General features: G+C 58.9%; 24 protein-coding genes and 1 pseudogene. 16 read left to right on the top strand and 9 right to left on the bottom strand.

Going from position 1 to position 26,040, the window contains the following annotated elements:
* Nucleotides 1-13 precede the first annotated feature (13 nt).
* Nucleotides 14-703: a B3/4 domain-containing protein gene (locus K5I40_RS11655; RefSeq protein WP_223074576.1), complete on the top strand. Its 690-nt coding sequence runs from the start codon at nt 14-16 to the stop codon at nt 701-703.
* Between the two features lie 97 nt (nt 704-800).
* Here K5I40_RS11655 and lsrG read toward each other — a convergent pair whose 3' ends face one another.
* From lsrG to lsrA, 6 genes are read right to left on the bottom strand one after another with little or no spacing between them, the layout of a single operon-like run.
* Nucleotides 801-1,094, bottom strand: a complete 294-nt coding sequence (gene lsrG / locus K5I40_RS11650; protein ID WP_039031714.1) for a (4S)-4-hydroxy-5-phosphonooxypentane-2,3-dione isomerase — start codon at nt 1,092-1,094, stop codon at nt 801-803.
* Entirely contained in the window at nt 1,091-1,978 is an 888-nt protein-coding gene (gene lsrF, locus K5I40_RS11645; RefSeq protein WP_223074575.1) for a 3-hydroxy-5-phosphonooxypentane-2,4-dione thiolase, read from the bottom strand. Before lsrF ends, lsrG begins: the two co-directional genes overlap by 4 nt.
* Before the next feature lie 11 nt (nt 1,979-1,989).
* Complete coding sequence (lsrB, locus tag K5I40_RS11640; RefSeq protein WP_039031712.1) at nt 1,990-2,991, bottom strand: autoinducer 2 ABC transporter substrate-binding protein LsrB; 1,002 nt, start codon at nt 2,989-2,991, stop codon at nt 1,990-1,992.
* A gap of 1 nt (nt 2,992) precedes the next feature.
* On the bottom strand, nt 2,993-3,970 hold the full coding sequence (gene lsrD, locus K5I40_RS11635) for an autoinducer 2 ABC transporter permease LsrD (protein WP_039031711.1): 978 nt from the start codon (nt 3,968-3,970) through the stop codon (nt 2,993-2,995).
* Nucleotides 3,971-5,002: an autoinducer 2 ABC transporter permease LsrC gene (gene lsrC / locus K5I40_RS11630; protein WP_223074574.1), complete on the bottom strand. Its 1,032-nt coding sequence runs from the start codon at nt 5,000-5,002 to the stop codon at nt 3,971-3,973.
* Nucleotides 4,999-6,486, bottom strand: coding sequence for an autoinducer 2 ABC transporter ATP-binding protein LsrA (lsrA, locus tag K5I40_RS11625; protein WP_223074573.1), 1,488 nt, complete (start codon nt 6,484-6,486; stop codon nt 4,999-5,001). The genes lsrC and lsrA overlap by 4 nt, the downstream gene beginning before the upstream one ends.
* A 214-nt stretch (nt 6,487-6,700) precedes the next feature.
* Here lsrA and lsrR point away from each other — a divergent pair, with 214 nt between their 5' ends.
* From lsrR to K5I40_RS11610, 3 genes and pseudogenes are all read left to right on the top strand, one after another.
* Nucleotides 6,701-7,672: a transcriptional regulator LsrR gene (lsrR, locus tag K5I40_RS11620; RefSeq protein WP_039031708.1), complete on the top strand. Its 972-nt coding sequence runs from the start codon at nt 6,701-6,703 to the stop codon at nt 7,670-7,672.
* 33 nt (nt 7,673-7,705) lie between these two features.
* A complete protein-coding gene (lsrK, locus tag K5I40_RS11615; protein WP_223074572.1) occupies nt 7,706-9,340 on the top strand; it encodes an autoinducer-2 kinase in 1,635 nt (544 codons plus the stop codon).
* Nucleotides 9,341-9,557: 217 nt separating this feature from the next.
* A pseudogene (locus tag K5I40_RS11610) lies at nt 9,558-11,578 on the top strand (FAD-dependent oxidoreductase).
* 92 nt (nt 11,579-11,670) lie between these two features.
* Here K5I40_RS11610 and rlmG read toward each other — a convergent pair.
* Complete coding sequence (gene rlmG / locus K5I40_RS11605; RefSeq protein ID WP_039031706.1) at nt 11,671-12,807, bottom strand: 23S rRNA (guanine(1835)-N(2))-methyltransferase RlmG; 1,137 nt, start codon at nt 12,805-12,807, stop codon at nt 11,671-11,673.
* Between the two features lie 85 nt (nt 12,808-12,892).
* Between rlmG and K5I40_RS11600 the strand changes: the two genes are divergently transcribed.
* The 4 genes from K5I40_RS11600 (at nt 12,893) to sstT (ending at nt 17,231) form a co-directional block, all read left to right on the top strand.
* Nucleotides 12,893-13,396 (top strand): YgjP-like metallopeptidase domain-containing protein, encoded by a 504-nt coding sequence (locus K5I40_RS11600; protein WP_138370282.1) that lies wholly within the window; start codon nt 12,893-12,895, stop codon nt 13,394-13,396.
* 69 nt (nt 13,397-13,465) lie between these two features.
* Nucleotides 13,466-14,464: a Gfo/Idh/MocA family protein gene (locus K5I40_RS11595; RefSeq protein WP_138370283.1), complete on the top strand. Its 999-nt coding sequence runs from the start codon at nt 13,466-13,468 to the stop codon at nt 14,462-14,464.
* Nucleotides 14,465-14,736: 272 nt separating this feature from the next.
* Nucleotides 14,737-15,705, top strand: coding sequence for a TerC family protein (locus K5I40_RS11590; RefSeq protein ID WP_223074570.1), 969 nt, complete (start codon nt 14,737-14,739; stop codon nt 15,703-15,705).
* 284 nt (nt 15,706-15,989) lie between these two features.
* Nucleotides 15,990-17,231 carry a serine/threonine transporter SstT gene (sstT, locus tag K5I40_RS11585; protein WP_139563681.1) on the top strand — a complete coding sequence of 414 codons (1,242 nt, stop codon included), beginning with the start codon at nt 15,990-15,992 and terminating at the stop codon, nt 17,229-17,231.
* 137 nt (nt 17,232-17,368) lie between these two features.
* Here the strand turns inward: sstT and K5I40_RS11580 are convergent, their stop codons facing one another.
* Nucleotides 17,369-18,856 carry a UxaA family hydrolase gene (locus K5I40_RS11580; protein WP_223074569.1) on the bottom strand — a complete coding sequence of 496 codons (1,488 nt, stop codon included), beginning with the start codon at nt 18,854-18,856 and terminating at the stop codon, nt 17,369-17,371.
* 17 nt (nt 18,857-18,873) lie between these two features.
* A complete protein-coding gene (uxaC, locus tag K5I40_RS11575; protein WP_223074568.1) occupies nt 18,874-20,286 on the bottom strand; it encodes a glucuronate isomerase in 1,413 nt (470 codons plus the stop codon).
* 468 nt (nt 20,287-20,754) lie between these two features.
* On the opposite strand from uxaC, the gene K5I40_RS11570 reads away from it, so the two are divergent.
* From K5I40_RS11570 to K5I40_RS11535, 8 genes are all read left to right on the top strand, one after another.
* Nucleotides 20,755-22,053, top strand: coding sequence for an MFS transporter (locus K5I40_RS11570; protein WP_039031699.1), 1,299 nt, complete (start codon nt 20,755-20,757; stop codon nt 22,051-22,053).
* Between the two features lie 121 nt (nt 22,054-22,174).
* Nucleotides 22,175-22,951 (top strand): transcriptional regulator ExuR, encoded by a 777-nt coding sequence (exuR, locus tag K5I40_RS11565; RefSeq protein ID WP_138370285.1) that lies wholly within the window; start codon nt 22,175-22,177, stop codon nt 22,949-22,951.
* A gap of 351 nt (nt 22,952-23,302) precedes the next feature.
* The gene (gene yqjA, locus K5I40_RS11560; RefSeq protein WP_039031697.1) at nt 23,303-23,965 is read left to right on the top strand and encodes a DedA family general envelope maintenance protein YqjA; all 663 of its coding nucleotides are present in this window, start codon (nt 23,303-23,305) and stop codon (nt 23,963-23,965) included.
* Nucleotides 23,966-23,969: 4 nt separating this feature from the next.
* On the top strand, nt 23,970-24,353 hold the full coding sequence (gene mzrA / locus K5I40_RS11555) for an EnvZ/OmpR regulon moderator MzrA (RefSeq protein WP_039031696.1): 384 nt from the start codon (nt 23,970-23,972) through the stop codon (nt 24,351-24,353).
* 154 nt (nt 24,354-24,507) lie between these two features.
* Entirely contained in the window at nt 24,508-24,876 is a 369-nt protein-coding gene (locus K5I40_RS11550) for a DUF1090 domain-containing protein (RefSeq protein WP_223074567.1), read from the top strand.
* A gap of 29 nt (nt 24,877-24,905) precedes the next feature.
* Entirely contained in the window at nt 24,906-25,211 is a 306-nt protein-coding gene (locus K5I40_RS11545) for a YqjD family protein (RefSeq protein ID WP_039031694.1), read from the top strand.
* 2 nt (nt 25,212-25,213) lie between these two features.
* Complete coding sequence (locus K5I40_RS11540) at nt 25,214-25,612, top strand: phage holin family protein (RefSeq protein ID WP_039031693.1); 399 nt, start codon at nt 25,214-25,216, stop codon at nt 25,610-25,612.
* Nucleotides 25,609-25,923, top strand: coding sequence for a YqjK-like family protein (locus K5I40_RS11535; protein ID WP_039031692.1), 315 nt, complete (start codon nt 25,609-25,611; stop codon nt 25,921-25,923). The genes K5I40_RS11540 and K5I40_RS11535 overlap by 4 nt, the downstream gene beginning before the upstream one ends.
* The last annotated feature ends 117 nt before the right edge of the window (nt 25,924-26,040 follow it).

Genomic DNA, 26,040 nt, shown 5'->3' with positions numbered 1-26,040 from the left:
TACAGGATTATTTATGTCCCTTCTCACGCCGTCAATAGACCCGCGCCTTGCCGGGATCGCGCCGGGGTTCCGTGCGTTGAGCATTGTGGTAGAAGCTGCGCCGATTACCGCGCCGGAGGTTGCGCCTGCGGTGTTAGCCCAGGCCTGCCAGCAGGTATTAAACGATGACGTGGCCTGGGCTGATGCCCATCTCGCCGCCTGGGATGAGGTGTTCAAGGCCTTTGGCGCTAAACCGAAACGCACGCCCTGCTCCGCCAGCGCCCTGCGCAAGCGGGTCCTGAAAGACGGCACATTGCCGCCGCTCGATCCGGTGGTGGATATCTACAATGCCATCAGCATCCGCTACGCCATTCCGGTGGGCGGGGAGAATCTCGCCGCGTATACCGGGGCCCCGCGCCTGACGCTGGCCGACGGCAGCGAACCTTTTGATACCTTCAAAGAGGGGCAGCCGAGCGTGGAACATCCCGATGCGGGAGAGGTTATCTGGCGCGATGACCTGGGAGTGACCTGCCGCCGCTGGAACTGGCGACAAGGGGTGCGCACCCGGCTGGATAGCAAGGCGCAGACCATGTGGTTTATTCTCGAAAGCCTGCCCGAGATGCCGTTAACGGCGCTGGAAGCGGCGGGGGATGAGCTGGTCAGCCATCTGCAAAAATTAATGCCGGGGGCAACGGCGCAGGTGCAGCTGCTGGAGCTGGCCTGAAAACGCCGGGCGGCGCTGCGCTTGCCCGGCCTACGATTTTCGATGCTTTTGTAGGCCCGGTAAGCGCAGCGCCACCGGGCAACAAACCGCACAACCCTTACTCTGGCATCAACCCAACGAAACACCGTTTTTTACGCGGCTCCGACATCAAATCCTCAAGCTGTTCCACGCATGCCAGGTAATGCGGGGTCTTTTTATGCGCCGCCACCGCCTCTTCATCCTTATAGGCTTCGTAGATAAAGAACCGGGTTTTCACCCGCGGATCCTGCAGCACGTCGAAGCGCAAATTGCCCGGCTCCTGGATCGCTCCTTCGTGGTTGGCGCGAAACACCTGCAAAAACTCGTCTACCTTATCCGGCTTAATGTTGATCTCCACTAACGTCACGTTCATTGTCCTTCTCCCTGTTTTTCTTCCTGCCAGAACTGATACGCCTCGCGGGCGCTCATCTTCTCGTGTACCACTTTCTTCACCGCCTTCAGCATCGCCAGCGGCGCGCTGGACTGGAAGATATTGCGTCCCATATCGACGCCCGACGCGCCCTGGTCGATGGCGCGGAAGCACATATCCAGCGCCTCCTGCTCCGGCAGCTTTTTCCCCCCGGCGATCACAATCGGCACCGGGCAGCTGGCGGTCACTTTTTCGAATCCCTCTTCCACAAAGTAGGTTTTGACGAACTGGGCCCCCATTTCGGCGGCGATACGGCTGGCGAGAGAGAAGTAGCGCGCATCCCGGGCCATCTCTTTGCCCACCCCGGTCACCGCCAGGGTCGGCATGCCGTAGCGACTGCCTGCATCCACCAGCTTGATGATGTTGTTGATCGACTGATGCTCATACTCGCTGCCGATATAGACTTGCGCCGCCACCGCGCAGACGTTGAGGCGCAGGGCATCCTCCATCGCTACCGCCACGCACTCATTGGAGAGCTCGCCGAGCATCGAGTTGCCCCCGGAGGCGCGCAGCACCACCGGTTTATTGGTGGCGGGCGGCACGGTGCTCCTGAGGATCCCGCGGGTACACATCAGCACGTCGGTTTCACCGAACAGCGGCGCGATGGAGAGATCGATACGCTCAAGCCCGGTGGTCGGCCCCTGGAAATAGCCGTGATCGAAGGCCAGCATCACCGTGCGGTTGCTGTTGGGATTGAAGATCCGCGCCATGCGGGACTGCATCCCCCAGTCCAGCGCCCCGCACCCTTTCAGGGTGAAAGGCACGTTCTGCTGCGGTCGGTCGATGCCAAAGTTCTTACCCTCTTTGATGTCGTCTAAATCAGCCATGTTCTCTCCCGTCAGAAGTCGTAGTTGTTGATGTTCTCTTTGGTGAACACCACCCGCTCCGGCAGCAGCACAATGCCGTTGCCTTTCGCTTCATACTGATAGCCCTGCACGCTGTTCGGCTCGACCTTCAGGGCGCCGATATCTTTGATCTCCACGCTGTCGCCCACGTTAAGATCGCCTTTTTTCAGCAAACGATCGGCGACATTGACCGCAATTTTGCCCTGTTGCACCACGTCCCACAGGCCAAAGGCTTTTACCGTCCCGCGCTCCACGTACGGACGCATCACGTTTGGCGTGCTGAAGCCGACAATCGCCACCCCTTCACGCTTCAGGTTTTCTGCCGCCTGGGCGGCCGCTGGCAGGGCGTTGGCGTCCGGGGCGATGATCGCATCCAGATCCGGATAGGCTTTTAAGATCCCTTCGGCGGTCTGCAGGGATTTGGTGGCATCGTTATAGCCAAACTGGGTGGTGACGATCTGCCACTGGGGATGATCTTTGGCGATTTTGGCTTTCGCCTCTTTCACCCACTGGTTCTGATCGGTGACGGTGGGGCTGGAGTAGAAGAACGCCACTTTGGCATCCGGTTTGGTCACCTGCTTCGAGGCCATCTCCACCAGCAGGCCACCGAGTTGTTCCGGGGTGCCCTGGTTGATGTAGATGCTGCGGCACTCCGGTTTGGTGTCGGAGTCCCAGGTCAGCACTTTTACCCCGCGCTGCATGGCGCGCTTCAGCGCCGGGCAGAGCCCGTCCGGCGACACCGCCGAGACGATAATGGCGTTGTAGCCCTGGTTGACGAAGTTATTGATCAGCTGCACCTGCCCGGAGACGCTCGGCTCGGTCGGGCCATCGTAGGTGACGTCCGTTCCCAGCGCTTTACCCGCCTCTTTCGCGCCGTTGCCACCGCTGGTAAAGAAGCCGACGCCCACCAGTTTCGGGATAAACGCGATGCGATCCGCCGCCTGGGCCGTTGCCACGCTTAACGCCACTGCCAGCACCATCAGTTTTATTTTCATCTTACGCTCCGGGTAGTTTTGTGAAGAGAGATCGCACCCATTCACGGTGCAGACTCAGTGAACGTCCCATCACCACCACAACCAACAGCGCCCCTGACAGCGCGCTCGACACCTGGTTGGGGATGCCGACCATCTGTAACCCCTGTTGCAGATACCCCACCAGCAATGCCGCCAGCGCAGTACCTAATACCGAACCTGAACCGCCATAAATATTCGCCCCACCCAGCACCGCGGCGGTGAGCGCCGGCATCAGCAGATCGCGCCCTAAATCGGAGCGCGCCGAGCCGAAATAGGAGACCATCACCAGCGCGGCAATCGCCGACGCTATCCCCACCAGACCATACAGGGCGTAGGGCATGCCGTTGACCGACAGCGCCGCATAGCGCGCCGCGCGCGGGTTCTGCCCAATCAGAAACAGATGTCGGCCAAAGCGCCCGCGATGGGTAATAAGCCAGAAGAAGAAGGTAATCACCGCGAACAGCACCAGCGGGATCGGCAGCCCCAGCACGGTGAGGTTAGCAAAGGCCGTGAAGCTCTCCGGGAAGCCGCCAATGCCTTCATACCCGGTGGCCCCGGCCATGCCCGAGAGCAGCAGCGCCCCGCCGCCGTACAGGTAGAGCGTACCGAGGGTGATCACCAGCGGGCTGATCCCAGTGTAGTGAATCAACGCCGCGTTAAACAGCCCGCACAGCAGCCCGAGCAGCAGGGTGAGCGGGATCGCCGCCACCATCGGCACGCCGGACTGCATCATCACCCCCAGCGCGATGGCGCACAGGCCAATGGTGGAGCCGAGCGAGATGTCGATCCCGCCGCTGATGATCACTAATGTCAGCGGCAGAGCCACGATGCCGATACAGATAAAGTCGCTGGTGCTGAACAGCAGCATGTTGATGTCGAGCATCCGCGGATTGAGGGTGCCGAACAGCAGGATCTCCAGCACCAGTAAAAGCAGCAGCGCCCACTCCCAGTTAAGCTTCATTTACGCCACCTCTTTTTTGCGTTTGGGAAACGGGGTGACGTGCTTTCCCCCTTTGTTGCCCGGCTGGAAACGGCTGTACTTCAGCGCCCGCTGATGACGCGCCAGCGCCTGGCGCAGCCGTCCGTCGAGCACCAGCACCCCCAGCAGCACCAGCCCGGCGATAAAGTCGTTCCACCAGGCAGGAAGGCGGAACAGCACCAGCACGGTGTCGATCTGGGTCAGGAAGAAGGCCCCCAGCAGGGCGCCGATTAAGGTGCCGGTGCCGCCGAGCAGGGAGATCCCCCCCAGCACGCAGGCGGCGATGGCTTTCATCTCCAGCCCGCTGCCGGTCTGGTTCGGTACGAAGCCGATCTGCGCGGCAAAGACGATCCCGGCGCAGGCCGCCAGCACGCCGTTAAGGGTGAAGGCCGCCATCCGGGTGCGGTTGACCGCCACGCCCAGCTGACGGGCGGCGGCGAGGTTATCCCCGACGGCGTAAAAATCCCGGCCAAAGGCGGTGCGCGACAGCGTCCAGGCCCCAACGGCGGCAAAGGCCAGCACCACCATCCCCAGCGGGGATATCCCGAGCGCCACCGGCTCCGACAGCGATTTCAGGCTCACCGGCAGGCCCTCGATCCACTTCCCGTCGGTCCAGAGCAGCATCGCCCCGCGATAGAGTCCCAGCGTGCCGAGGGTGGCGACAATCGCCGGAATACGCAGCCCCACCACCAGCAGGCCGTTGAAGGCCCCGGCCAGCGCGCCGATAGTCAGCGCAAACAGGATCGCCACCGGCAGGCCGTAGCCGTTGTTCAGCGCCACGCCCACGGCAATGGCGCACAGCCCGACAATCGAGCCGACCGACACATCGATATTGCGGGTCAGCATCACCAGCCCCGCCCCGAGAGCCAGCAGGATCAGAATTTGCGAGCTGGCGAAGATCATCCCCAGGGTCTGCAAACTGAGGTAGGCCGGGTTGAGCGCCACCAGCACCACAAACAGGGCGAGGATCGCCAGCAGCGCGCTGAGCTCGCGGTTTTTCAGGAGTGTTTTCATGCCTGCCCTCCGAAGGCCAGGGCCATCATGCGATCGAGGCTGACGGCGTGGCGCGGCAGTTCCCCGCTGAGCACCCCCTGATGCATCACCAGCACCCGATCCGCGAGACCCGGGAACTCGTCCATGTCGCTGGAGATCATCAGCACCGCCACGTTTTGCGCCGCCACGCTTTTAATCAGCTGGTAGATATCGGCCCGGGCGGAGACGTCCACCCCGCGGGTCGGTTCATCGACGATCAGCAGCAGCGGATTGGCTTCCAGACAGCGCGCCAGCAGCACCTTCTGCTGATTGCCTCCCGACAGGGTGCGCACGGTCTGATCGGGACTATTGAGTTTGATCCCCAGCGCCCGGTGATAGCGCTCCACCACCGCCGCCTCACGTTTGCGCTGCTGCCAGAGGGAGGGTTCGTTCAGCGCCACCGTGTTCCAGCGAACCGGTGCATCCAGGAACAGGCCGGACACCTGCCTGTCTTCCGGGAGATAGACCAGCCCCTTCTCCAGCCGGGCGCTGACCGGATCCTTATCGATCTGCTGGTTCTCGAGCCAGATCTTCCCGCCACGGGGCGGGCGCAGGCCGTACAGCGTTTCGGCGAACTCGGTGCGCCCGGAGCCCACTAATCCGGCGAGGCCGACAATCTCCCCGGCGTAGATCTCCAGGCTCAGGTCGATAAACCCCTCCCCGGTGAGCGCCTCCACCCGCAGCACCGGGAAATCCTGGGCCTGAGTGCGGCGATTGCCCGGCAGCGCCAGCCACAGCTTTTGCGTGTCGCTTAAGCTCCTGTCACGGCTGACCGGAGTCATGGCGGCGATCAGCGCGTTGTCGTCGTAGTCTGCGGTTTCGCCGCTCAGTACGATGGCCCCGTCGCGCATCACCGAGACGTGGCTGGCGAGCTGGCGGATCTCGGGCAGCTTGTGGGAGATAAAGACAATCCCGACGCCCGTCCCCTGTAGCGCGCGGATCTGGCGGAACAGGCGCTCCGTCTCCCCCGGCGTCAGCGAGGCGGTGGGTTCATCGAGGATCAATATCTTCGCCTCGCGCATCAGCCCGCGCAGGATCTCCACCATCTGCTGATCCGCCACCTCCAGGGTGCTGGCGGCGGCATCTAAGTTGAGCTGGCACTGAAGCTGCGCCAGCTTCTCGGCCAGACGCTGGGCGGTGGCCTGCCCGCGCGGCAGGCGGAAGAGAATGTTCTCGCGCACGCTGAGGTTGGGAAACAGCATCGGCTCCTGCGGCACCAGGTAGATGCCAAGGGCATGCGCCTGACCTGGTTTGAGACGAGCAAAAGGACGGCCGGCAATAGAAAGTTCACCGCTGTCGGGCGTTTCGACCCCGGCGACAATCTTCATCAGGGTGGATTTCCCGGCCCCGTTGCCGCCCATCAGGGCGTGCACCTGACCTGCAAGCAGAGTGAAATCAATGTTTTTCAATACTGGAACGCCGGAGAACTGCTTCTGGATCCTGCGCGCCTCGATAAGTGCTGTCATTATCGCTCCGCTATTGAACAAATGATTTTTGAAATTAATAATGTTCAAAAGCGTAGACGGTGAACTATATTTACAACCGTGCAGGGATCACAGTTTTATCGATAGGATTCCGATAAAGCTGAAACATTCCGGAATATCCGTTTTGCCGTGTGGCTCACAGATTCAAGCCGCGGCAAAGCGAACATATGATCTAAATTTTGATAAGAGTTCAAATATGGGCGAGAAACGCGTTGCCGAAGAGGGACGATTTGCCGGACTGGCGCTATCGGAAGAAGAACTGGTGGCGCGCGTGGCGTGGTGCTACTACCACGACGGCCTGACGCAGAACGATATCGGCGAGCGGCTGGGTCTGCCGCGGCTCAAGATTTCGCGTCTGCTGGAGAAGGGCCGACAGTCCGGGGTGATCCGGGTGCAGATTAACTCCCGCTACGAAGGATGCCTGGGGCTGGAGACCGAGCTTCAACAGCGTTTTGGCCTGAAGCTGGTGCGCGTGCTGCCTGCGCTGAATACCCCGGCGATGAGCGTGCGCTTAGGCATTGGCGCCGCACAGTCGTTAATGGGCGTGCTGGAACCCGGTCAGCTGCTGGCAGTGGGATTTGGTGAAACCACCATGAGCTGTATTCAGCACTTAAGCGGCTTTATCAGCTCCCAGCAGGTGCGGCTGGTGACGCTTTCCGGCGGCGTCGGGCCCTATATGACCGGCATTGGCCAGCTGGATGCCGCCTGCAGCGTCAGCATGATCCCCGCCCCGCTGCGGGTGTCGTCTGCGGAAGTGGCCGGGATCCTGAAACGGGAAACCAGCGTGCGGGATGTGATCCTCGCCGCCACCGCCGCCGATGCGGCGGTCGTCGGGATTGGCGCCGTGAACCAGCGCCGGGATGCCACCATCCTGCGCTCCGGCTATATCAGCGAAGGGGAACAGCTGATGTTTGCCCGCCGGGGGGCGGTGGGCGACATCCTGGGCTATTTCCTTAATGCCGAGGGCGAACGGGTCCCTGAACTGGAGATCCACCGTGAATTACTGGGCGTCACCCTCGATGAACTGGCGCAGTTGCCCACCATCGTTGGCGTCGCCGGAGGAGAAGAGAAAGCCGATGCGATTTATGCCGCACTGAAGGGTCGCCGTATCAATGGCCTGGTGACGGAAGAGACGACAGCCCGCGCGGTGCTGGCTCTGGCGAGTTAAGGCCCGGCCCTGCGCTAACATTGAGGCAAGCTCATGAGTTACCTTTTAGCGTTAGATGCAGGGACAGGCAGCGTTCGCGCCGTTATTTTCGATCTGCAGGGCAACCAGATAGCCGTCGGCCAGGCCGAGTGGAAGCACCTGAGCGTGGAGAACGTCCCCGGCTCGATGGAGTTCGACCTCGACACCAACTGGCGGCTGGCCTGCCAGTGTATCCATCAGGCGCTGGAGCGGGCGCACCTTGGCGCGGCGGATATCCAGTCCGTCGCCTGCTGCTCAATGCGCGAGGGGATTGTCCTGTACGACCGCAACGGCGAAGCCATCTGGGCCTGCGCCAACGTCGATGCCCGCGCCAGCCGCGAAGTGGCTGAACTCAAAGAGATCCACGACTACCGCTTTGAATCCGAAGTCTATGACGTCTCCGGCCAGACCCTGGCCCTGAGCGCCATGCCCCGCCTGCTGTGGCTGGCGCACCATCGCCCGGACATCTACCGCAAAGCCGCAACCATCACCATGATCAGCGACTGGCTGGCGGCAAAGCTCTCTGGCGAGCTTGCCGTTGACCCTTCCAACGCGGGCACCACCGGCATGTTAGATCTGTTCTCCCGCGACTGGCGTCCGGCGCTGCTGGATATGGCCGGGCTAAGGGCCGATATTCTCTCCCCGGTAAAAGAGACCGGCACCCTGCTCGGCGCTGTCACCCACGAAGCCGCGCAACAGTCGGGCCTGCGGGAGGGCACCCCGGTGGTGATGGGCGGCGGCGACGTGCAGCTGGGCTGTCTGGGGCTGGGCGTGGTGCGCGCCGGGCAAACCGCGGTGCTGGGGGGCACCTTCTGGCAGCAGGTGGTTAACCTGCCGCAGGTGCGCACCGATCCGCAGATGAACATCCGCGTGAACCCGCACGTGATCCCGGGGATGGCGCAGGCGGAGTCGATCAGCTTCTTTACCGGGCTGACCATGCGCTGGTTCCGCGACGCCTTCTGCGCCGAAGAGAAACTGATTGCCGAGCGGATGGGGATGGACACTTATGCCCTGATGGAGGAGATGGCCAGCCGGGTGCCGGCGGGCTCTCACGGGGTGATGCCGATCTTCTCCGACGCCATGCACTTTAAGCAGTGGTATCACGCTGCGCCGTCGTTTATTAACCTCTCTATCGACCCGGAAAAATGCAACAAGGCCACCCTGTTCCGCGCCCTGGAGGAGAACGCGGCGATTGTCTCCGCCTGCAACCTGGCGCAGATTTCGCAGTTCTCCGGCGTGGTCTTTGACGGTCTGGTGTTTGCCGGCGGTGGTGCGAAAGGGACGCTGTGGAGCCAGATCTTAAGCGATGTCACCGGCCTGCCGGTGCGCGTGCCGGAAGTGAAAGAGGCTACCGCGCTCGGCTGCGCCATTGCCGCCGGAACCGGCGCCGGGCTGTATAGCGATATGGCCGCCACCGGGGAGAAGCTGGTGAAATGGAGCCGGGAGTTCACCCCGAATCCGGCGCACCGGGAGCTGTACGACGGCATGATGCAGAAATGGCAGGCGGTATATGCCGATCAGCTCGGACTGGTGGACAGCGGGCTGACCACTTCGATGTGGCAGGCGCCGGGGCTGGTGCGGACATCCCCCTCACCCCGGCCCTCTCCCCAAAGGGGCGAGGGAGAAATGCCGACCGAGCCCACTCTGTAAGACCGCACCCGCTTGTCAGAGGGAGAAATACCGACCGGGCCCATTCTGTAAGACCGCACCCGCCTGTTCCCTCTCCCCTATGGGGAGAGGGCTAGGGTGAGGGGTAATCTTTGAATCCCATCACAATCACCGCATTCCCCTTTTCCCTTTTACTCCGTGCTGGCTAAATTACTAACTCATCCGACCACATAACAATAATTTTACACTGGAAGAGACTATGAGCCGCTACCCGTCGTTATTCGCCCCCCTCGATCTGGGGTTCACCACGCTCAAAAACCGCGTGTTAATGGGCTCAATGCATACCGGGCTGGAGGAGCGGCCGGACGGCGCACAGCGGCTGGCCGCGTTCTACGCCGAGCGCGCCCGTCACGGCGTGGCGCTGATCGTCACCGGCGGCGTGGCCCCTGCCCCCTCCGGCGTCGGGATGGAGGGCGGCGCGGTGCTAAACGATGCGGCGCAGCTGCCCCACCACCGGATCGTCACCGATGCTGTCCACCAGCAGGGCGGCAAAATCGCCCTGCAAATTCTGCATACCGGGCGCTACAGCTATCAGCCAAAACCGGTGGCCCCGTCGGCGATCCAGGCTCCGATCAACCGCTTTAAGCCCCACGCCCTGACTCACGATGAGATCCTGACCCTGATCGACGACTTTGCCCGCTGCGCGGCCCTGGCGCGGGAAGCGGGCTACGACGGCGTGGAAGTGATGGGCTCCGAAGGCTATCTGATTAACGAATTCCTCGCCGCCCGCACCAACCAGCGCGACGACGAATGGGGCGGCGACTACGCTCGTCGGATGCGCTTCGCCGTCGAAGTGGTGCGTGCCGTGCGCGAGCGCGCCGGGAGCGATTTTATTATTATCTTCCGCCTGTCGATGCTCGACCTGGTGGAGGGCGGCGGCACCTTCGACGAAACCGTCCAGCTGGCGCAGGCCATTGAGGCGGCAGGGGCAACCATCATCAACACCGGGATCGGCTGGCACGAGGCGCGCATCCCGACCATCGCCACCCCGGTGCGCGCGCGGCGTTCAGCTGGGTCACCCGCAGGCTGAAGGGCAAGGTGTCGATCCCGCTGGTGACCACCAACCGCATTAACGATCCTCAGGTGGCAGACGATGTGATCTCACGCGGCGATGCCGATATGGTGTCGATGGCGCGACCGTTCCTTGCCGACGCCGAGCTGCTGTCGAAAGCGCAGAGCGGTCGGGCGGATGAGATCAACACCTGTATTGGCTGCAACCAGGCCTGCCTGGATCAGATTTTCGTCGGCAAAGTCACCTCCTGCCTGGTCAACCCGCGCGCCTGTCACGAAACCCGCATGCCGATCGTGCCTGCTGTGAATAAGAAGCGGCTGGCGGTGGTGGGCGCAGGTCCGGCGGGGCTGGCGTTTGCGGTGAATGCCGCGTCGCGCGGCCACAGCGTGACGCTGTTTGACGCGCTTCCTGAGATCGGCGGGCAGTTTAATATCGCCAAGCAGATCCCCGGCAAAGAGGAGTTCTACGAGACGCTGCGCTACTACCGGCGGATGATCGACATTACCGGCGTGGATCTGCGGCTCAACCAGTGGGTGGGCGCGGAAGATCTGCTCGACTTTGACGAGACGATCCTCGCCAGCGGGATCGCCCCGCGAACGCCTGAGATCGAAGGCGTCTCACACCCGAAAGTGCTGAGCTATCTCGACGTGCTGCGCGACAAGACGCCGGTGGGAGATCGCGTGGCGATTATCGGCTGCGGCGGGATCGGCTTTGATACCGCCATGTACCTGAGCCAGACGGGCGAGTCCACCAGCCAGAATATCGCGGAGTTCTGCGCGGAATGGGGCATCGACACCAGCCTGAACCAGGTGGGCGGTTTGCGCCCGGAAGGACCGCAACTGCCGAAAAGCCCGCGCCAGATCGTGATGCTGCAGCGCAAGGCCAGCAAGCCGGGCGAAGGGCTGGGTAAAACCACCGGCTGGATCCACCGCGCCACCCTTCTCGCCCGCGGCGTGAAGATGATCCCGGCGGTGAGTTACCAGAAGATCGACGACGAAGGATTGCATGTGCTGATCGGCGGTGAACCGCAGCTGTTGCGCGTGGATAATGTGATTTTGTGCGCCGGTCAGGAGCCGAAGCGCGATCTGGCGGAGCCGCTGCGCGACGCGGGCAAAACGGTGCATTTGATTGGCGGGTGCGACGTGGCGATGGAGCTCGATGCCAGGCGGGCGATTGCCCAGGGGACGAAATTAGCGTTGGAGATCTAGAACATTGCCGGGCGGCGCTGCGCTTGCACCGGCCTACAAGACCGTAGGCCCGGTAAGCGAAGCGCCACCGGGCATCAGACCGCACAACAATCTTAACGACGGCGACCCAGCTTAACCGCCTTCAACACCACGAACTTGTTGTTGGTCGCCACCGTGGTGCAGTTACCGAAGATCTTCTTCAGCTTGTGGAAGTAGTCCAGATGACGGTTAGCCACGATGTACAGCTCACCGTTGATTTTCAGGCAGCGGCGCGCATGGTGGAACATCTCCCAGGCGACGTTATCCGTCAGGGCGTGTTTCTGGTGGAACGGCGGGTTGCACAGCACCGCGTTAAAGCGGAACGGCTCCACGCCCGACAGCGCGTTGTTGATCATAAACTCGCAGCGATCCAGCGCTTCCGGCATGTTGGTTTCCACGTTGAGACGGCTGGAGGCCACCGCCATCGGCGACTCATCGCTGAAGACCACGCTGGCTTCCGGGTTCTTCGCCAGCAGCGTCAGACCGATCACCCCGTTACCACAGCCGAGATCGACGATCTCCCCTTCCAGATTTTCCGGCAGATGCTCGATAAAGAAGCGCGCGCCGATATCCAGCCCGGTACGGGAGAAGACGTTCGCGTGGTTATGGATGGTCCAGTCGGTGCCTTCCAGCTTCCAGCTCAGGGTCTCCGGCGCGTCGGCCAGCTCGGGTGCCGTGAAAGTACAGTTGATCAGACGGGCTTTTTTCCACGCCAGCGTAGTGGTGGTTGGCCCCAGCACTTTCTCGAACAGCTCCAGCGTGGAGGTATGGATATCACGGGCTTTGGCACCGGCGATAATGCGTGTCTCTGGCGTCACCACCTTGCGCAGCGCGCGGAGCTGCTGCTCCAGCAGGGCCATTGTTTTTGGCACTTTGATCAGCACCACGCCCGGCGCCTGCGGGTAATCCGCGGTGCTGTCGAGGAACTTGACGCTGGACTCGGCGATGTCGTTGTGACGCAGGTTCTCGCGCGTCGCCAGCTCGCTCAGGTATGAATCCCCGATGCTGTAAGGCGTATGTTCGGCCAGTGCGCAAGCCAGGGCGCCGAAAGCATCATTCAGGATCAGAACCGGGCCGCTGATTTCAGTGTCATCCAACTGCTGCAGCAGATATTCATCCGCCGCTTCCCACGCCTGAAGCGGGTTAACGTCGTCCGTTTCCGGGAAACGTTTTAAGTCGAGTGAACGGAAACCGTTGTCTAAGTGGCTCATCGGCCCTCCTGAGTGGTAAAATTTCGGCGTTATCCCTGAAAAGGGTGCGTGAGTATACCCGTTTTCAAATTATTTTGGGGTTTTGATGAACCAGCTGACTTACCTCCAGGGCTACCCGGAGCATCTGCTTTCCCAGGTCCGCACCTTAATTGCCGAGCAAAAGCTGGGGGCGGTACTGGAAAAACGCTACCCGGGCACCCACGATTTCGCCACCGATAAAGCCCTCTGGCAGTATACGCAGGATATGAAAAACCGGTATTTACGCAGCGCGCCGCCCATCAATAAGGTGATGTACGACAACAAGATCCACGTCCTGAAGAATGCGCTCGGCCTGCACACCGCCATCTCGCGCGTGCAGGGCGGCAAGCTCAAGGCCAAGGCCGAGATCCGCGTGGCAACCGTGTTTCGCAACGCGCCGGAAGCCTTCCTGCGCATGATCGTGGTGCATGAGCTGGCGCACCTGAAAGAGAAAGAGCACGACAAAGCATTCTACTCCCTGTGCTGCCATATGGAGCCGCAGTACCACCAGCTGGAGTTTGATACCCGGCTGTGGCTGACGCATTTATCGTTAAAGAGTAATGAGAATTAGCGCACTCGATTTGTCATCATGACATGCTACAGTGGCATCAGGTTCCCTTAACGGAGTTCGTGAACGTTTATGATACGTTTCGCAGTCATTGGGACGAACTGGATCACCCGTCAGTTCGTCGATGCCGCCCATGAGACCGGCAAATATAAACTTACCGCAGTCTATTCCCGCAGCCTTGAACAGGCGCAGACCTTTGCGAACGACTACCTCGTCGAACATCTGTTTACCTCGCTCGAGGAGATGGCGCAGAGCGATGCCATTGACGCGGTTTATATTGCCAGCCCCAACTCCCTGCACTTCCCGCAAACGAAGCTGTTCCTCAGCCATAAAAAGCATGTGATCTGCGAGAAGCCGCTGGCCTCGAATATCGATGAGGTCGAAGCCGCCATTGCCCTTGCGCGGGAAAACCAGGTGGTGCTGTTCGAAGCGTTCAAAACCGCCAGCCTGCCGAATTTCCTGCTGCTGCAGCAGTCGCTGTCGAAAGTGGGCCGCGTCCGCAAAGCCTTCATCAACTACTGTCAGTATTCGTCACGCTATCAGCGCTATCTGGACGGCGAGAACCCAAACACCTTTAATCCGCAGTTCTCTAACGGCTCGATTATGGATATCGGTTTCTACTGCCTGGCCTCGGCGGTGGCGCTGTGGGGCGAGCCGCACCGGGTTCAGGCAACCGCCAGCCTGCTGGAGAGCGGCGTCGATGCCCACGGTCTGGTGGTGCTGGATTACGGCGATTTCAGCGTGACGCTGCAGCACTCTAAAGTCAGTGACTCGGTGCTGCCGAGCGAAATCCAGGGTGAGAACGGCGCGCTGGTTATCGAGAAGATCTCTGAGTGCCAGAAGCTGAGCTTCGTGCCGCGCGGCGGCAAGCCTCAGGAGCTGACGCAGCCTCAGCATATCAACACTATGCTTTATGAGGCAGAGGTGTTCGCGCGTCTGGTCGAAACCCAGGAAGTTAACCATCCGGGCCTTGCGGTGAGCCGTACCACGGCGAAGCTGCAAACCGAAATCCGTCGCCAGACGGGGGTGGTTTTCCCGGCGGACGGCCTTAACGCAGAAGTTACCGCGTAAAGCTGTGTAATGAATGAGTGCAGGTCATTGACGAAACCAATGACCTGACATATTTTGTTACCTGCAAAGGGGAGTAACTTCCTGGTCGGTGGATCGTCATTACGATGCGTGTAATACCGCATCCGGTCGCCGGGCAACGAAAAAGGAATACGATGAGCGTATTCCTTTCTTGTTGTAAGTGAGACCTTGCCGGAAGGCGAGGTCTATGCACAAAAAACGCAACGACTATCGTCTTCTGACGTTAGTCGTTTTTTTTGTGGAAGGAAAATTGTATGAATACTGTCGGTACTCCGCTGCTGTGGGGTGGATTCGCAGTCGTGGTGGTCATCATGTTGGCGATCGACCTCTTCTTGCAGGGTCGACGCGGCGCACATGGCATGACCATGAAGCAGGCGGCCGCCTGGTCGCTGGTGTGGGTCACCCTCTCCCTGCTCTTCTGTGCCGCCTTCTGGTGGTATCTCTCCGTTACACAAGGCCGCGCGGTGGCCGATCCCCAGGCGCTGGCGTTCCTGACGGGTTATCTGATCGAAAAAGCCCTGGCGGTGGATAACGTCTTTGTCTGGCTGATGCTGTTCAGCTATTTTGCGGTGCCTGCGGCGTTGCAGCGTCGGGTGCTGGTGTATGGCGTGCTGGGCGCGATCGTGCTGCGTACCATCATGATCTTCGCCGGTAGCTGGCTGATTACCCAGTTCGAATGGCTGTTGTACGTCTTCGGTGCCTTCCTGCTCTTTACCGGCGTGAAGATGGCGCTGGCGAAAGAAGATGAAACCGGTATTGGCGAAAAGCCGCTGGTGCGCTGGCTGCGCGGTCATCTGCGCATGACCGACACCATCGAAAACGAGCACTTCTTCGTACGTAAGAACGGCCTGCTGTTCGCCACGCCGCTGCTGCTGGTGCTGATCATGGTGGAGCTGAGCGACGTGATCTTTGCGGTCGACAGTATTCCGGCGATTTTCGCGGTGACCACCGACCCGTTCATCGTCCTGACCTCAAACCTGTTTGCGATCCTCGGCCTGCGTGCCATGTACTTCCTGCTGGCGGGCGTGGCGGAGCGCTTCTCAATGCTGAAGTACGGTCTGTCGGTGATCCTGGTGTTTATCGGTATCAAGATGATGATTGTCGATTTCTACCATATCCCGATCGCCATCTCGCTGGGCGTGGTGTTTGGTATCCTGGTTCTGACTCTGGTCATCAACGCCTGGGTGAATCACCAGAACGATAAGAAACGGCAGATCGGGTAACAATCGCCCGGCGGCGCTATGCTTGCCGGGCCTACGGTTTTGTAGGCCGGGTAAGCGTAGCGCCACCCGGCACTACCTTGCGCAGAGGGGTTTAAGCGAACCACCCAGCAAAAATGTAAACGCACAGTTAAAAAATATGACGCAACACGTAAATTCCAGCATTTTGCTCTTCCCAGGCTTCGCGCATTCAATATACTCATCCTGACAAACACACACCTCTAACCGGAATATAAGTGCCTCAGAGCATCTCCGGGACGGAACGCAATCTCACTGAAGGAATTTTTATGACCATGCAATCCCCTGGTCTGCTCGCGCGCCTGGCGCAGGGCAGCCTCGTTAAACAAATACTGGTAGGTCTGGTGCTGGGTATTTTACTGGCCCTGGTCTCTAAACCCGCCGCCATCGCCACCGGCCTGCTCGGCACCCTGTTCGTTGGCGCGTTAAAGGCCGTCGCACCGGTCCTGGTGCTGATGCTGGTGATGGCCTCCATTGCCAACCACCAACACGGACAAAAAACCAACATTCGTCCGATTTTGTTCCTTTATCTGCTGGGCACCTTCTCTGCCGCGCTGACGGCGGTAGTGTTTAGCTTCCTGTTCCCGTCCACGCTGCATCTCACCTCTGCCGCAGGCGATATCACCCCGCCATCGGGCATCGTGGAAGTGCTTCGCGGCCTGCTGATGAGCATGGTCTCTAACCCGATTGACGCCCTGCTGAATGCCAACTACATCGGCATTCTGGTGTGGGCCGTTGGACTGGGCTTTGCCCTGCGCCACGGTAACGACACCACTAAAAATCTGGTGAATGACGTTTCCAACGCCGTGACCTTTATGGTGAAAGTGGTTATTCGCTTTGCGCCAATCGGTATCTTCGGTCTGGTCTCCTCCACCCTGGCGACCACCGGTTTTGAAACCCTGTGGGGCTATGCCCAGCTGCTGGTGGTGCTGGTGGGCTGTATGCTGCTGGTGGCGCTGGTGATCAACCCGCTGCTGGTGTTCTGGCAGATCCGCCGTAACCCGTATCCGCTGGTGCTGACCTGCCTGCGTGAGAGCGGCGTCTACGCCTTCTTCACCCGCAGCTCTGCGGCGAACATTCCGGTTAACATGGCGCTGGCCGAGAAGCTGAACCTGGATCGTGATACCTATTCCGTCTCCATCCCGCTGGGTGCGACGGTGAACATGGCGGGCGCGGCGATCACCATCACCGTGCTGACCCTGGCCGCCGTACATACTCTGGGTGTGCCGGTCGATCTGCCAACCGCGCTGCTGCTGAGCGTCGTGGCCTCGCTGTGTGCCTGTGGTGCATCGGGTGTGGCGGGCGGTTCTCTGCTGCTGATCCCGCTGGCCTGTAATATGTTCGGCATCCCGAACGAAGTGGCGATGCAGGTTGTGGCGGTAGGCTTCATCATTGGCGTGCTGCAGGACTCCTGCGAAACCGCGCTGAACTCCTCCACCGACGTGCTGTTTACCGCTGCGGCCTGTCAGGCTGAAGACGCGCGTCTGGCTAAGAACGCCTTACGTAATTAATAAAAAAGCCCGGTGGCGGCTACGCCTTACCGGGCCTACAGGATAAAAGCAAAACGGCAACCCTGAGGTTGCCGTTTTTAGTGTTGTACCCTCTCCCCGTGGGAGAGGGTCAGGGTGAGGGCATCAGGCCGCACCGCTTACAGCGTCACACCACTCTTAAAGATCGCCAGCTCGCGGAAGTCGTTTTTCTCGTTGCAGGCCTGCTTGCCGTTGGCGATATCCACAATTACATCCACGAATTCCGTTAACAGCTGCGGCATCGCTTTGCCGTGGATCAGCTGACCGGCATCGAAATCAATCCAGTGCTTTTTCTTCGCCGCCAGCTCGCTGTTGGTGGCGATTTTCACCGTTGGCACAAAGCCGCCGTACGGCGTACCGCGACCAGTGCTGAACAGCACCATATGGCAGCCCGCACCCGCCAGGGCGCTGGTGGCGACGGCGTCGTTGCCCGGCGCGCTTAACAGGTTCAGACCCGGCGTGTTCAACCGCTCGCCGTAGCGCAGAACATCCACCACCTGGCTGGCACCCGCTTTCTGGGTACAGCCGAGGGATTTCTCTTCCAGCGTGGTGATCCCGCCCGCCTTGTTGCCCGGGGATGGGTTCTCGTAAATCGGCTGGTTGTGGGCGATAAAGTACTGCTTGAAGTCGTTCACCATGGTGACGGTTTTTTCAAAGGTCGCTTCATCGCGGCAGTGGCTCATCAGAATGCGCTCGGCACCGAACATCTCCGGCACTTCGGTCAGCACGGTAGTGCCGCCGTTGCCGATGACGTAATCGGAGAACTGGCCCAGCATCGGGTTCGCGGTGATGCCGGACAGGCCGTCCGAACCGCCGCACTCCAGACCAAACTTCAGCTCGCTCAGCTTGCCCGCTTCGCGCTGGTCGTGGCGCATCACCTCATACAGCTGATGCAGGTGTTCCAGACCGGCTTCCACTTCGTCGTCCTGGTGCTGGCACACCATAAAGTGAACGCGGGATGAGTCGAAATCGCCCAGCGTTTCACGGAAGGCATCCACCTGGTTGTTCTCACAGCCGAGGCCGATCACCAGCACCGCCCCGGCGTTCGGGTGGCGGACCATGTTTTGCAGCATGGTACGGGTGTTGATGTGGTCGTCGCCCAGCTGGGAACAGCCGTAGGTGTGGCTGAAGAGGAACACGCCGTCGGTGCCTTCTGCTTCATTGGTCTCTTTCAGGAAACGGCTCTGGATCTGACGGGCGATGCCGTTAACGCAGCCGACGGTGGGCAGGATCCACAGTTCATTGCGAATACCCACCTCACCGCTGGCGCGGCGGTAGATCTGGACGTCACGATCTGCCGCCTGGCTGCTCTCAGCCTGCAACTCAGGTTGATAGCTGTACTCATCCAGATCGCTCAGATTGGTGCGGGTATTGTGGGAGTGAATGAATTCACCCGCCGCGATATCCGCCAGCGCATGGCCAATAGGCAGACCGTATTTAACAACGTTCTCCCCTTTGGCAATGGGCTGCAGGGCAAATTTGTGCCCGCGCGCCATGTCCTGGCGCAGCGTGACGGTCTGGTTACCAAACGTCACGTCCAGCCCTTCGCTCAGGTCGGCCAGCGCGACCGCAACGTTGTCCAGCGAATGGATTTTGATGTATTGCATATCAACCTCAGACGGCCTTAGTTCAGTTCAATAGCGAAGTAGTCGCGCGCGTTGTTAAAGCAGATGTTTCTCACCATTTCGCCCAGCAGTTGAATATCGGCCGGCGCTTCGCCCGCGGTGACCCAGCGGCCAATCATCTGGCACAGAATGCGGCGGAAGTATTCATGGCGAGTATAAGAAAGGAAGCTGCGGCTGTCGGTCAGCATCCCGACAAAGCGGCTCAGCAGACCAAGCTGCGCCAGCTGTGTCATCTGACGCTCCATGCCGTCTTTCTGATCGTTGAACCACCAGCCGGAACCGAACTGCATCTTGCCCGGCATCCCTTCGCCCTGGAAGTTGCCGATCATGGTGCCCAGCACTTCGTTATCGCGCGGGTTCAGGCAGTAAAGAATGGTTTTTGGCAGCAGGTTCTCTTCGTTCTGTTTGCTCAGCAGTTTGGACAGCTCTTCCGCCAGCGGACGGTCGTTGATGGAGTCGAAACCGACGTCGGCGCCCAGCAGTTTGAACTGACGCTGGTTGTTATTGCGCAGCGCGCCGATGTGGTACTGCTGCACCCAGCCGCGACGGGCATATTCGGCCGCCAGCCAGACCAGTACCGCAGTTTTAAACTGCGCCACTTCGTGCTCGCTCAGGCTTTCACCCGCCAGACGACGCGCCAGAATGCTGTCCAGCTCGCCTTCGTTGGCGTCGGCAAACAGCACTACGTCCAGCGCATGGTCAGAAACCTTACAGCCGTGAGCCGCAAAGTGGTCCAGACGTTTGGTCAGCGCAGCCTGCAGATCGCTGAAGCGGCGGATGTCGGTGTCGGAGACTTCGGCCAGTTTCGCCATGTAGTCGGCAAAGGTCGCCTGCTCAATGTTGAAGGCTTTATCCGGGCGCCAGCTTGGCAGCACTTTGACGTCAAAAGAGGCGTCTTTGGCGACAACGGCGTGATGCTCCAGGGAGTCAATCGGATCGTCGGTGGTGCCGACCATCTTCACATTCATCTGCTTCATGATGCCGCGGGCAGAGAATTTGTCCTGGGCCAGCAGCTCGTTGCATTCGTTCCAGATCTCATCCGCCGTTGACGGCGAGAGCAGCTTGCCGGTGATGCCAAACGGACGGCGCAGCTCCAGGTGGGTCCAGTGGTACAGCGGGTTACCGATGGTGTGCGGCACGGTCGCGGCCCAGGCGTCGAATTTTTCACGGTCGGACGCGTCGCCGGTACACAGGCGTTCCGCTACGCCGTTGGTGCGCATGGCGCGCCACTTATAGTGGTCACCTTTCAGCCAGATGTCATACAGGTTTTTGAAACGGTAATTTTCGGCAACCTGCTGCGGCGGAAGGTGGCAGTGGTAGTCGAAAATCGGCTGGTCTTTCGCGTAATCATGGTACAGGCGGCGGGCGAATTCAGTATCTAACAGGAAATCTTCAGTCATAAACGGAGTCATGTCGTTATCCTCTTAACGGGCACGTCAGAAAGCAATGTTCAGATGCTGCAAAGTTATCACACCAATTTCCAGAGGCCGATGATTTTTTCGTGAGTTAGATCAATAAACGTCGACAAATAATCTACATCTAAAGTGTTAAATAACGCCTCACCCCGCGCCAGCTCTGGCCTGACAGAGCCTCGACATTACCCTTACAATTATTGACACTTTTGTGATGTCACTCACCTTTTAAAGTTGTATGACAAGTTATCGTTCTGCCGTCGCAAATTATAAGCCGACGGAATGCATTACCGGTGCCTCAGGCGTCGGACTCAGCGGTAAGGATACCGAATTATGCAAGTTACTTATGGCAAGGTTCGGGCCGTACCGGGAGTATTTCCGGTTACGCCCTCCCGTTAAAAACATCTCACGCCATGCGTAGAGATGCCCGTACTCCGGTGCGGAAATAACATAACGATGAGGTTTTACATGCGTAAAATTAAAGGGTTACGTTGGTACATGATCGCACTGGTGACGCTTGGCACCGTGCTGGGCTACCTGACGCGTAACACCATAGCGGCGGCTGCGCCAACGCTGATGGAAGAGCTCCACATCTCCACACAGCAATACTCCTATATCATCGCGGCCTATTCCGCGGCTTATACCATCATGCAGCCGGTAGCGGGCTACGTGCTGGATATCCTGGGAACTAAAGTTGGCTACGCGGTGTTTGCCGTCACCTGGGCAATCTTCTGCGGCGCAACCGCGCTGGCAGGGAGCTGGGGTGGCCTGGCGCTGGCACGTGGCGCGGTCGGTGCAGCTGAAGCTGCGATGATCCCGGCGGGCCTGAAAGCGGCCTCCGAGTGGTTCCCGGCGAAAGAGCGTTCCATTGCGGTAGGCTACTTCAACGTGGGTTCCTCTATTGGCGCGATGATTGCTCCGCCGCTGGTGGTGTGGGCTATCGTGATGCACAGCTGGCAGCTGGCGTTTATTCTCTCCGGCGTGCTGAGCTTCGCCTGGGCGATGTCCTGGCTCATCTTCTACAAACACCCGCGCGATCAGAAGAAGCTCTCTGACGAAGAACGCGACTACATCATTAACGGCCAGGAATCCCAGCACCAGACCAATAACGGCAAGAAAATGTCCGTGCTGCAGATCCTCGGCACCCGTCAGTTCTGGGGTATCGCCCTGCCGCGTTTCCTGGCTGAGCCAGCATGGGGGACCTTCAACGCCTGGATCCCGCTGTTCATGTTTAAAGTGTACGGCTTTAACCTGAAAGAGATCGCCATGTTCGCCTGGATGCCAATGCTGTTCGCAGACCTGGGCTGTATCGTCGGCGGCTACCTGCCACCGCTGTTCCAGCGCTGGTTTGGCGTGAACCTGATTGTCTCCCGTAAAATGGTTGTCACCATGGGCGCCCTGCTGATGATTGGCCCGGGCATGATCGGCCTGTTCACCAGCCCGTATATTGCTATTGCCCTGCTGTGCGTCGGTGGTTTTGCTCATCAGTCTCTGTCCGGTGCGCTGATCACCCTCTCTTCCGACGTCTTCGGTCGTAATGAAGTGGCGACAGCGAACGGCCTGACCGGGATGGCTGCCTGGACCGCAAGCACCCTGTTTGCCCTGGTCGTCGGTGCGCTGGCTGACACCATCGGCTTTAGCCCGCTGTTCGCGGTTCTGGCTGTCTTCGACCTGATGGGCGCGGTGCTTATCTGGACGGTGCTGAAAAGCAAATCCGCTGAAGAGCTGCAGAAAGAGTCCCTCGGAAGGCCGGCGACGCAAAGTTAGATTTATTGCCGCCATACAGCTAAAAAGCCGCTTCCGGGCGGCTTTTTTGCGAGCCAAATCTGGAGACAAATGGGTAAAAGTGGTATAACAAATAATTCGCCGTACCCTGCCTGGAGCGCATATGGAAATCAACGAACCCCGTCGTCTTTATCAGCAACTTGCCGCTGAGCTGAAAACTCGCATCGAGCAAGGCGTTTATCTGGTGGGTGACAAATTGCCTGCCGAGCGCTTTATTGCTGATGAAAAAAGCGTCAGCCGCACCGTGGTTCGTGAAGCCATCATCATGCTGGAAGTGGAAGGCTATGTTGAGGTACGTAAAGGGTCCGGCATTCATGTGATCTCCAGCCAGGCAAAACACTCCCCGGCCCCGGATGAAAATCTGGAATTTGCTAACTACGGCCCGTTCGAGCTGCTCCAGGCTCGTCAGCTTATTGAGAGCAATATCGCCGAGTTTGCGGCGACCCAGGTGACCAAGCAGGACATCATGAAGCTGATGGAGATCCAGGATAACGCGCGCAAAGAGAAATGCTTCCGCGACTCCGAATGGGACCTGCAGTTTCACGTTCAGGTGGCTTTAGCGACGCAGAATACCGCCCTGGCTGCAATCGTGGAAAAAATGTGGACTCAGCGCGTTCATAACCCGTACTGGAAAAAACTGCACGATCACATCGATTCCCGTACCGTGGATAACTGGTGCGACGATCATGACCAAATTCTTAAAGCGCTGATTCGTAAAGACCCTCATGCGGCAAAACTGGCAATGTGGCAACATCTCGAGAACACCAAACAGATGCTGTTCAATGAAACCAGTGACGACTTCGAATTTAATGCCGACCGCTATCTTTTTGCTGAGAATCCGGTCGTTCACCTCGATAGCGCCGTCAGTCACGCAAAATAGTTTCCTTCTTCCTCCGGCAGGCGCTTCGCTGCGCCTTCCGCACCCGGTGGGTAAGTAAACATCTATAGTGTCAGCCTTTGTAAATAGCCTCGCGTCCTCTCCCTGGGTTAAGACAAAATCACTCTTCGACATACGCAATTTCTGTGACGGATCCCATTGGGGTTTGTTACAATTAGATGCAAATTGCCGTTTAGCTTGTTAGTTAGTGCTTGCTTACCTAGCCATTTAACAGGGAACAGTTCTGGCCACACACTGTGTCCGCGAGCGACCATAATGAAATCATAAAAAATGTCGCCGTGCTGTTTGACCCGGTTGACAGGTGCGTCGTTAACCGATTTCCAGGAACACTGAATGGAACTTTTGACCCAACTACTTAATGCCTTATGGGCTCAGGATTTCGAAACGCTGGCCAATCCTTCCATGATTGGCATGCTCTATTTTGTCCTGTTTATGATTCTGTTTCTTGAAAACGGTCTGCTGCCGGCCGCTTTCCTGCCAGGCGATAGTCTGCTGGTGCTGGTTGGCGTGCTCTGTGCAAAAGGGGCAATGCAGTTTCCGCAAACCGTGCTGCTGCTGACTATCGCGGCCAGCCTCGGCTGCTGGTTGAGCTATATCCAGGGGCGATGGCTTGGCAATACGCGCATCGTGCAGAACTGGCTGTCGCATTTACCGGCGCACTATCACCAGCGGGCGCATCACCTGTTCCACAAACATGGGCTCTCTGCGCTGCTGGTTGGCCGTTTTATCGCCTTTGTCCGCACCCTTTTGCCAACGATTGCCGGTCTTTCCGGTCTCAGCAGCGCGCGTTTCCAGTTCTTTAACTGGATGAGCGGCCTGCTGTGGGTGCTGATCCTCACAACGCTTGGGTATCTGCTCGGCAAGACGCCGGTGTTCCTGAAGTATGAAGATCAATTGATGTCCTGCCTGATGCTGCTGCCGGTTGTGCTGCTGGTGTTCGGGCTGATTGGTTCGCTGGTTGTTCTCTGGAAGAAAAAACATGGAAGTCAGGGCTAACGTAATGGCCAGTTCAAACGCGTCACTGCGTCGTCTCTCTTATGCCATGATCGCGCTGGTGATGTTCAGCGCGCTCTTGCTGGCCTGGTCTGCTCTGCAAAAGCAGGAGTCGACGCTCGCTATCCGCGCCGTCAGTCAGGGCGTCAGCATGCCGGATGGTTTCTCCATCTGGCATCATCTGGATGCCAACGGCATTCAGTTCAAAAGCATTACTCCGCAGAACGACGTGCTGCTGATCACCTTCGACTCCAGCGTAGAGAGCGCTGCCGCGAAGAAGGTGCTCGATCGCAGCCTGCCGCATGGCTACATCATTGCTCAGCAGGATGACAACAGTCAGACGGCAGCATGGCTGACGCGTCTGCGAGATACGTCGCGCCTGTTAGGTTAAATTTCCACTATTCTGAATCTTTTCACTCACTTTGGTGATATCACCGTTTACTTACTATGCTTAAGTACGCGGAGCACCTCTCATTCGTACTCCGCACGACCCTGGAAATCGACATTCCCGCAGGTTATGTCGAAAACAATGGAAGGTTTCAACAATGAAATACCGCATCGCCCTGGGCCTCGCCCTTTTTTCTTTGAGCACAGCATCGTTCGCTTCATCTCTTTGTCAGGAGAAGGAACAGGATATCCAACGCGAGATCAGTTACGCTGAAAAGCATAACAATCAGAGCAGAATCAATGGATTGAAAAAAGCTCTGAGCGAAGTCAAAGCTAACTGCTCCGACAGTAAATTGCGCGCCGATCATCAGCGCAAGATTGACGAGCAGAAAGAGGAGATTGCTGAACGCCGTCGGGATCTGGCGGAAGCAAAAGAGAAAGGCGATGCGGATAAAGTTGCCAAACGTGAGCATAAACTGCAAGAAGCGCAGAACGAACTGAAAGCGCTTGAGTCTCGCGACTACTGATCTAATGGACATCGTAACAGGAGAGAATCATGTCAAAAGATACCACGTCAGACCATTTACGCGCTGAACTGAAGTCCCTGGCGGATACCCTGGAAGAGGTGCTGAGCTCCTCAAGCGACAAGTCGAAAGAAGAGCTGAGCAAACTGCGCAATAAAGCGGAGAAGGCCCTGCACGAGAGCCGCTATCGCCTGGGTGAAACCAGCGACGTGCTGGCGAAACAGACCCGTGAGGCCGCCGCGCGCGCTGATGAGTACGTGCGTGAGAATCCTTGGGCCGGCGTAGGCATTGGTGCTGCGGTGGGCGTTGTCATCGGCATGCTGCTTACGCGACGTTAATTATGGAAGATTCACGTCAACCACAAGGGCCCGCAAAAAACGTCCTCGGTATCGGACAGCGGATTTTAACCACACTTGTCGGCATCGCTGAGACGCGAATCCGGCTGGCAGTGGTTGAACTGGAAGAAGAGAAAGCTAACCTCTTCCAGCTGCTACTGATGTTGGGGTTGACCATGCTCTTCGCCGCCTTTGGCCTGATGAGCCTGATGGTATTGATTATCTGGGCAGTCGATCCGCAGTATCGTCTTAATGTGATGATTGGCACCACCGTGGTGCTGCTGCTTGCCGCCCTGATTGGGGGAATATGGACGATGCGCAAAGTGCGCCACTCCACCCTGTTACATCATACCCGTAAGGAACTGGCCAACGATCGGTCGTTGCTGGAGGATGACAAAAAGTGAGCAGAAGCCGATCGGAACGTGAGCGAGAAAAAGCATTTTTGCTGAGCCAGATCCAGCAGCAAAGGCTGGATCTGTCGGCCGGCAGCCGTGACTGGCTGGAAGCGACGCACAGTTACGATCGCGGATGGACGATGTTCCTCAACCTGCGCGCCTGGGCGCTGGTAGGGAGCAGTATCCTGGCGGTGAAAGCTGTCCGCCATCCGAACAGGCTGATCCGCTGGGCGCGTCGTGGCTTTGGTATCTGGAGCGCCTGGAAGCTGGTTAAAACCACACTTACCCAGCAACAGCTTCGCAAATCCGAAACGCACTGACGTTTAGCCTGCTCCACTCGTAAAGCGCCTGAGGGCGCTTTATTTTTATCCCCTCCCCCTCTGCTTGCTCAATATCTTTGATAAAGATTGACAGTTTTCCTTGCTAACAATCGGCAT

The sequence above is a fragment of the Leclercia sp. LTM14 genome (assembly GCF_023736175.1).
GTDB lineage: Bacteria > Pseudomonadota > Gammaproteobacteria > Enterobacterales > Enterobacteriaceae > Enterobacter > Enterobacter barmai.
This window is presented reverse-complemented; position numbering and strand designations above follow the sequence as displayed.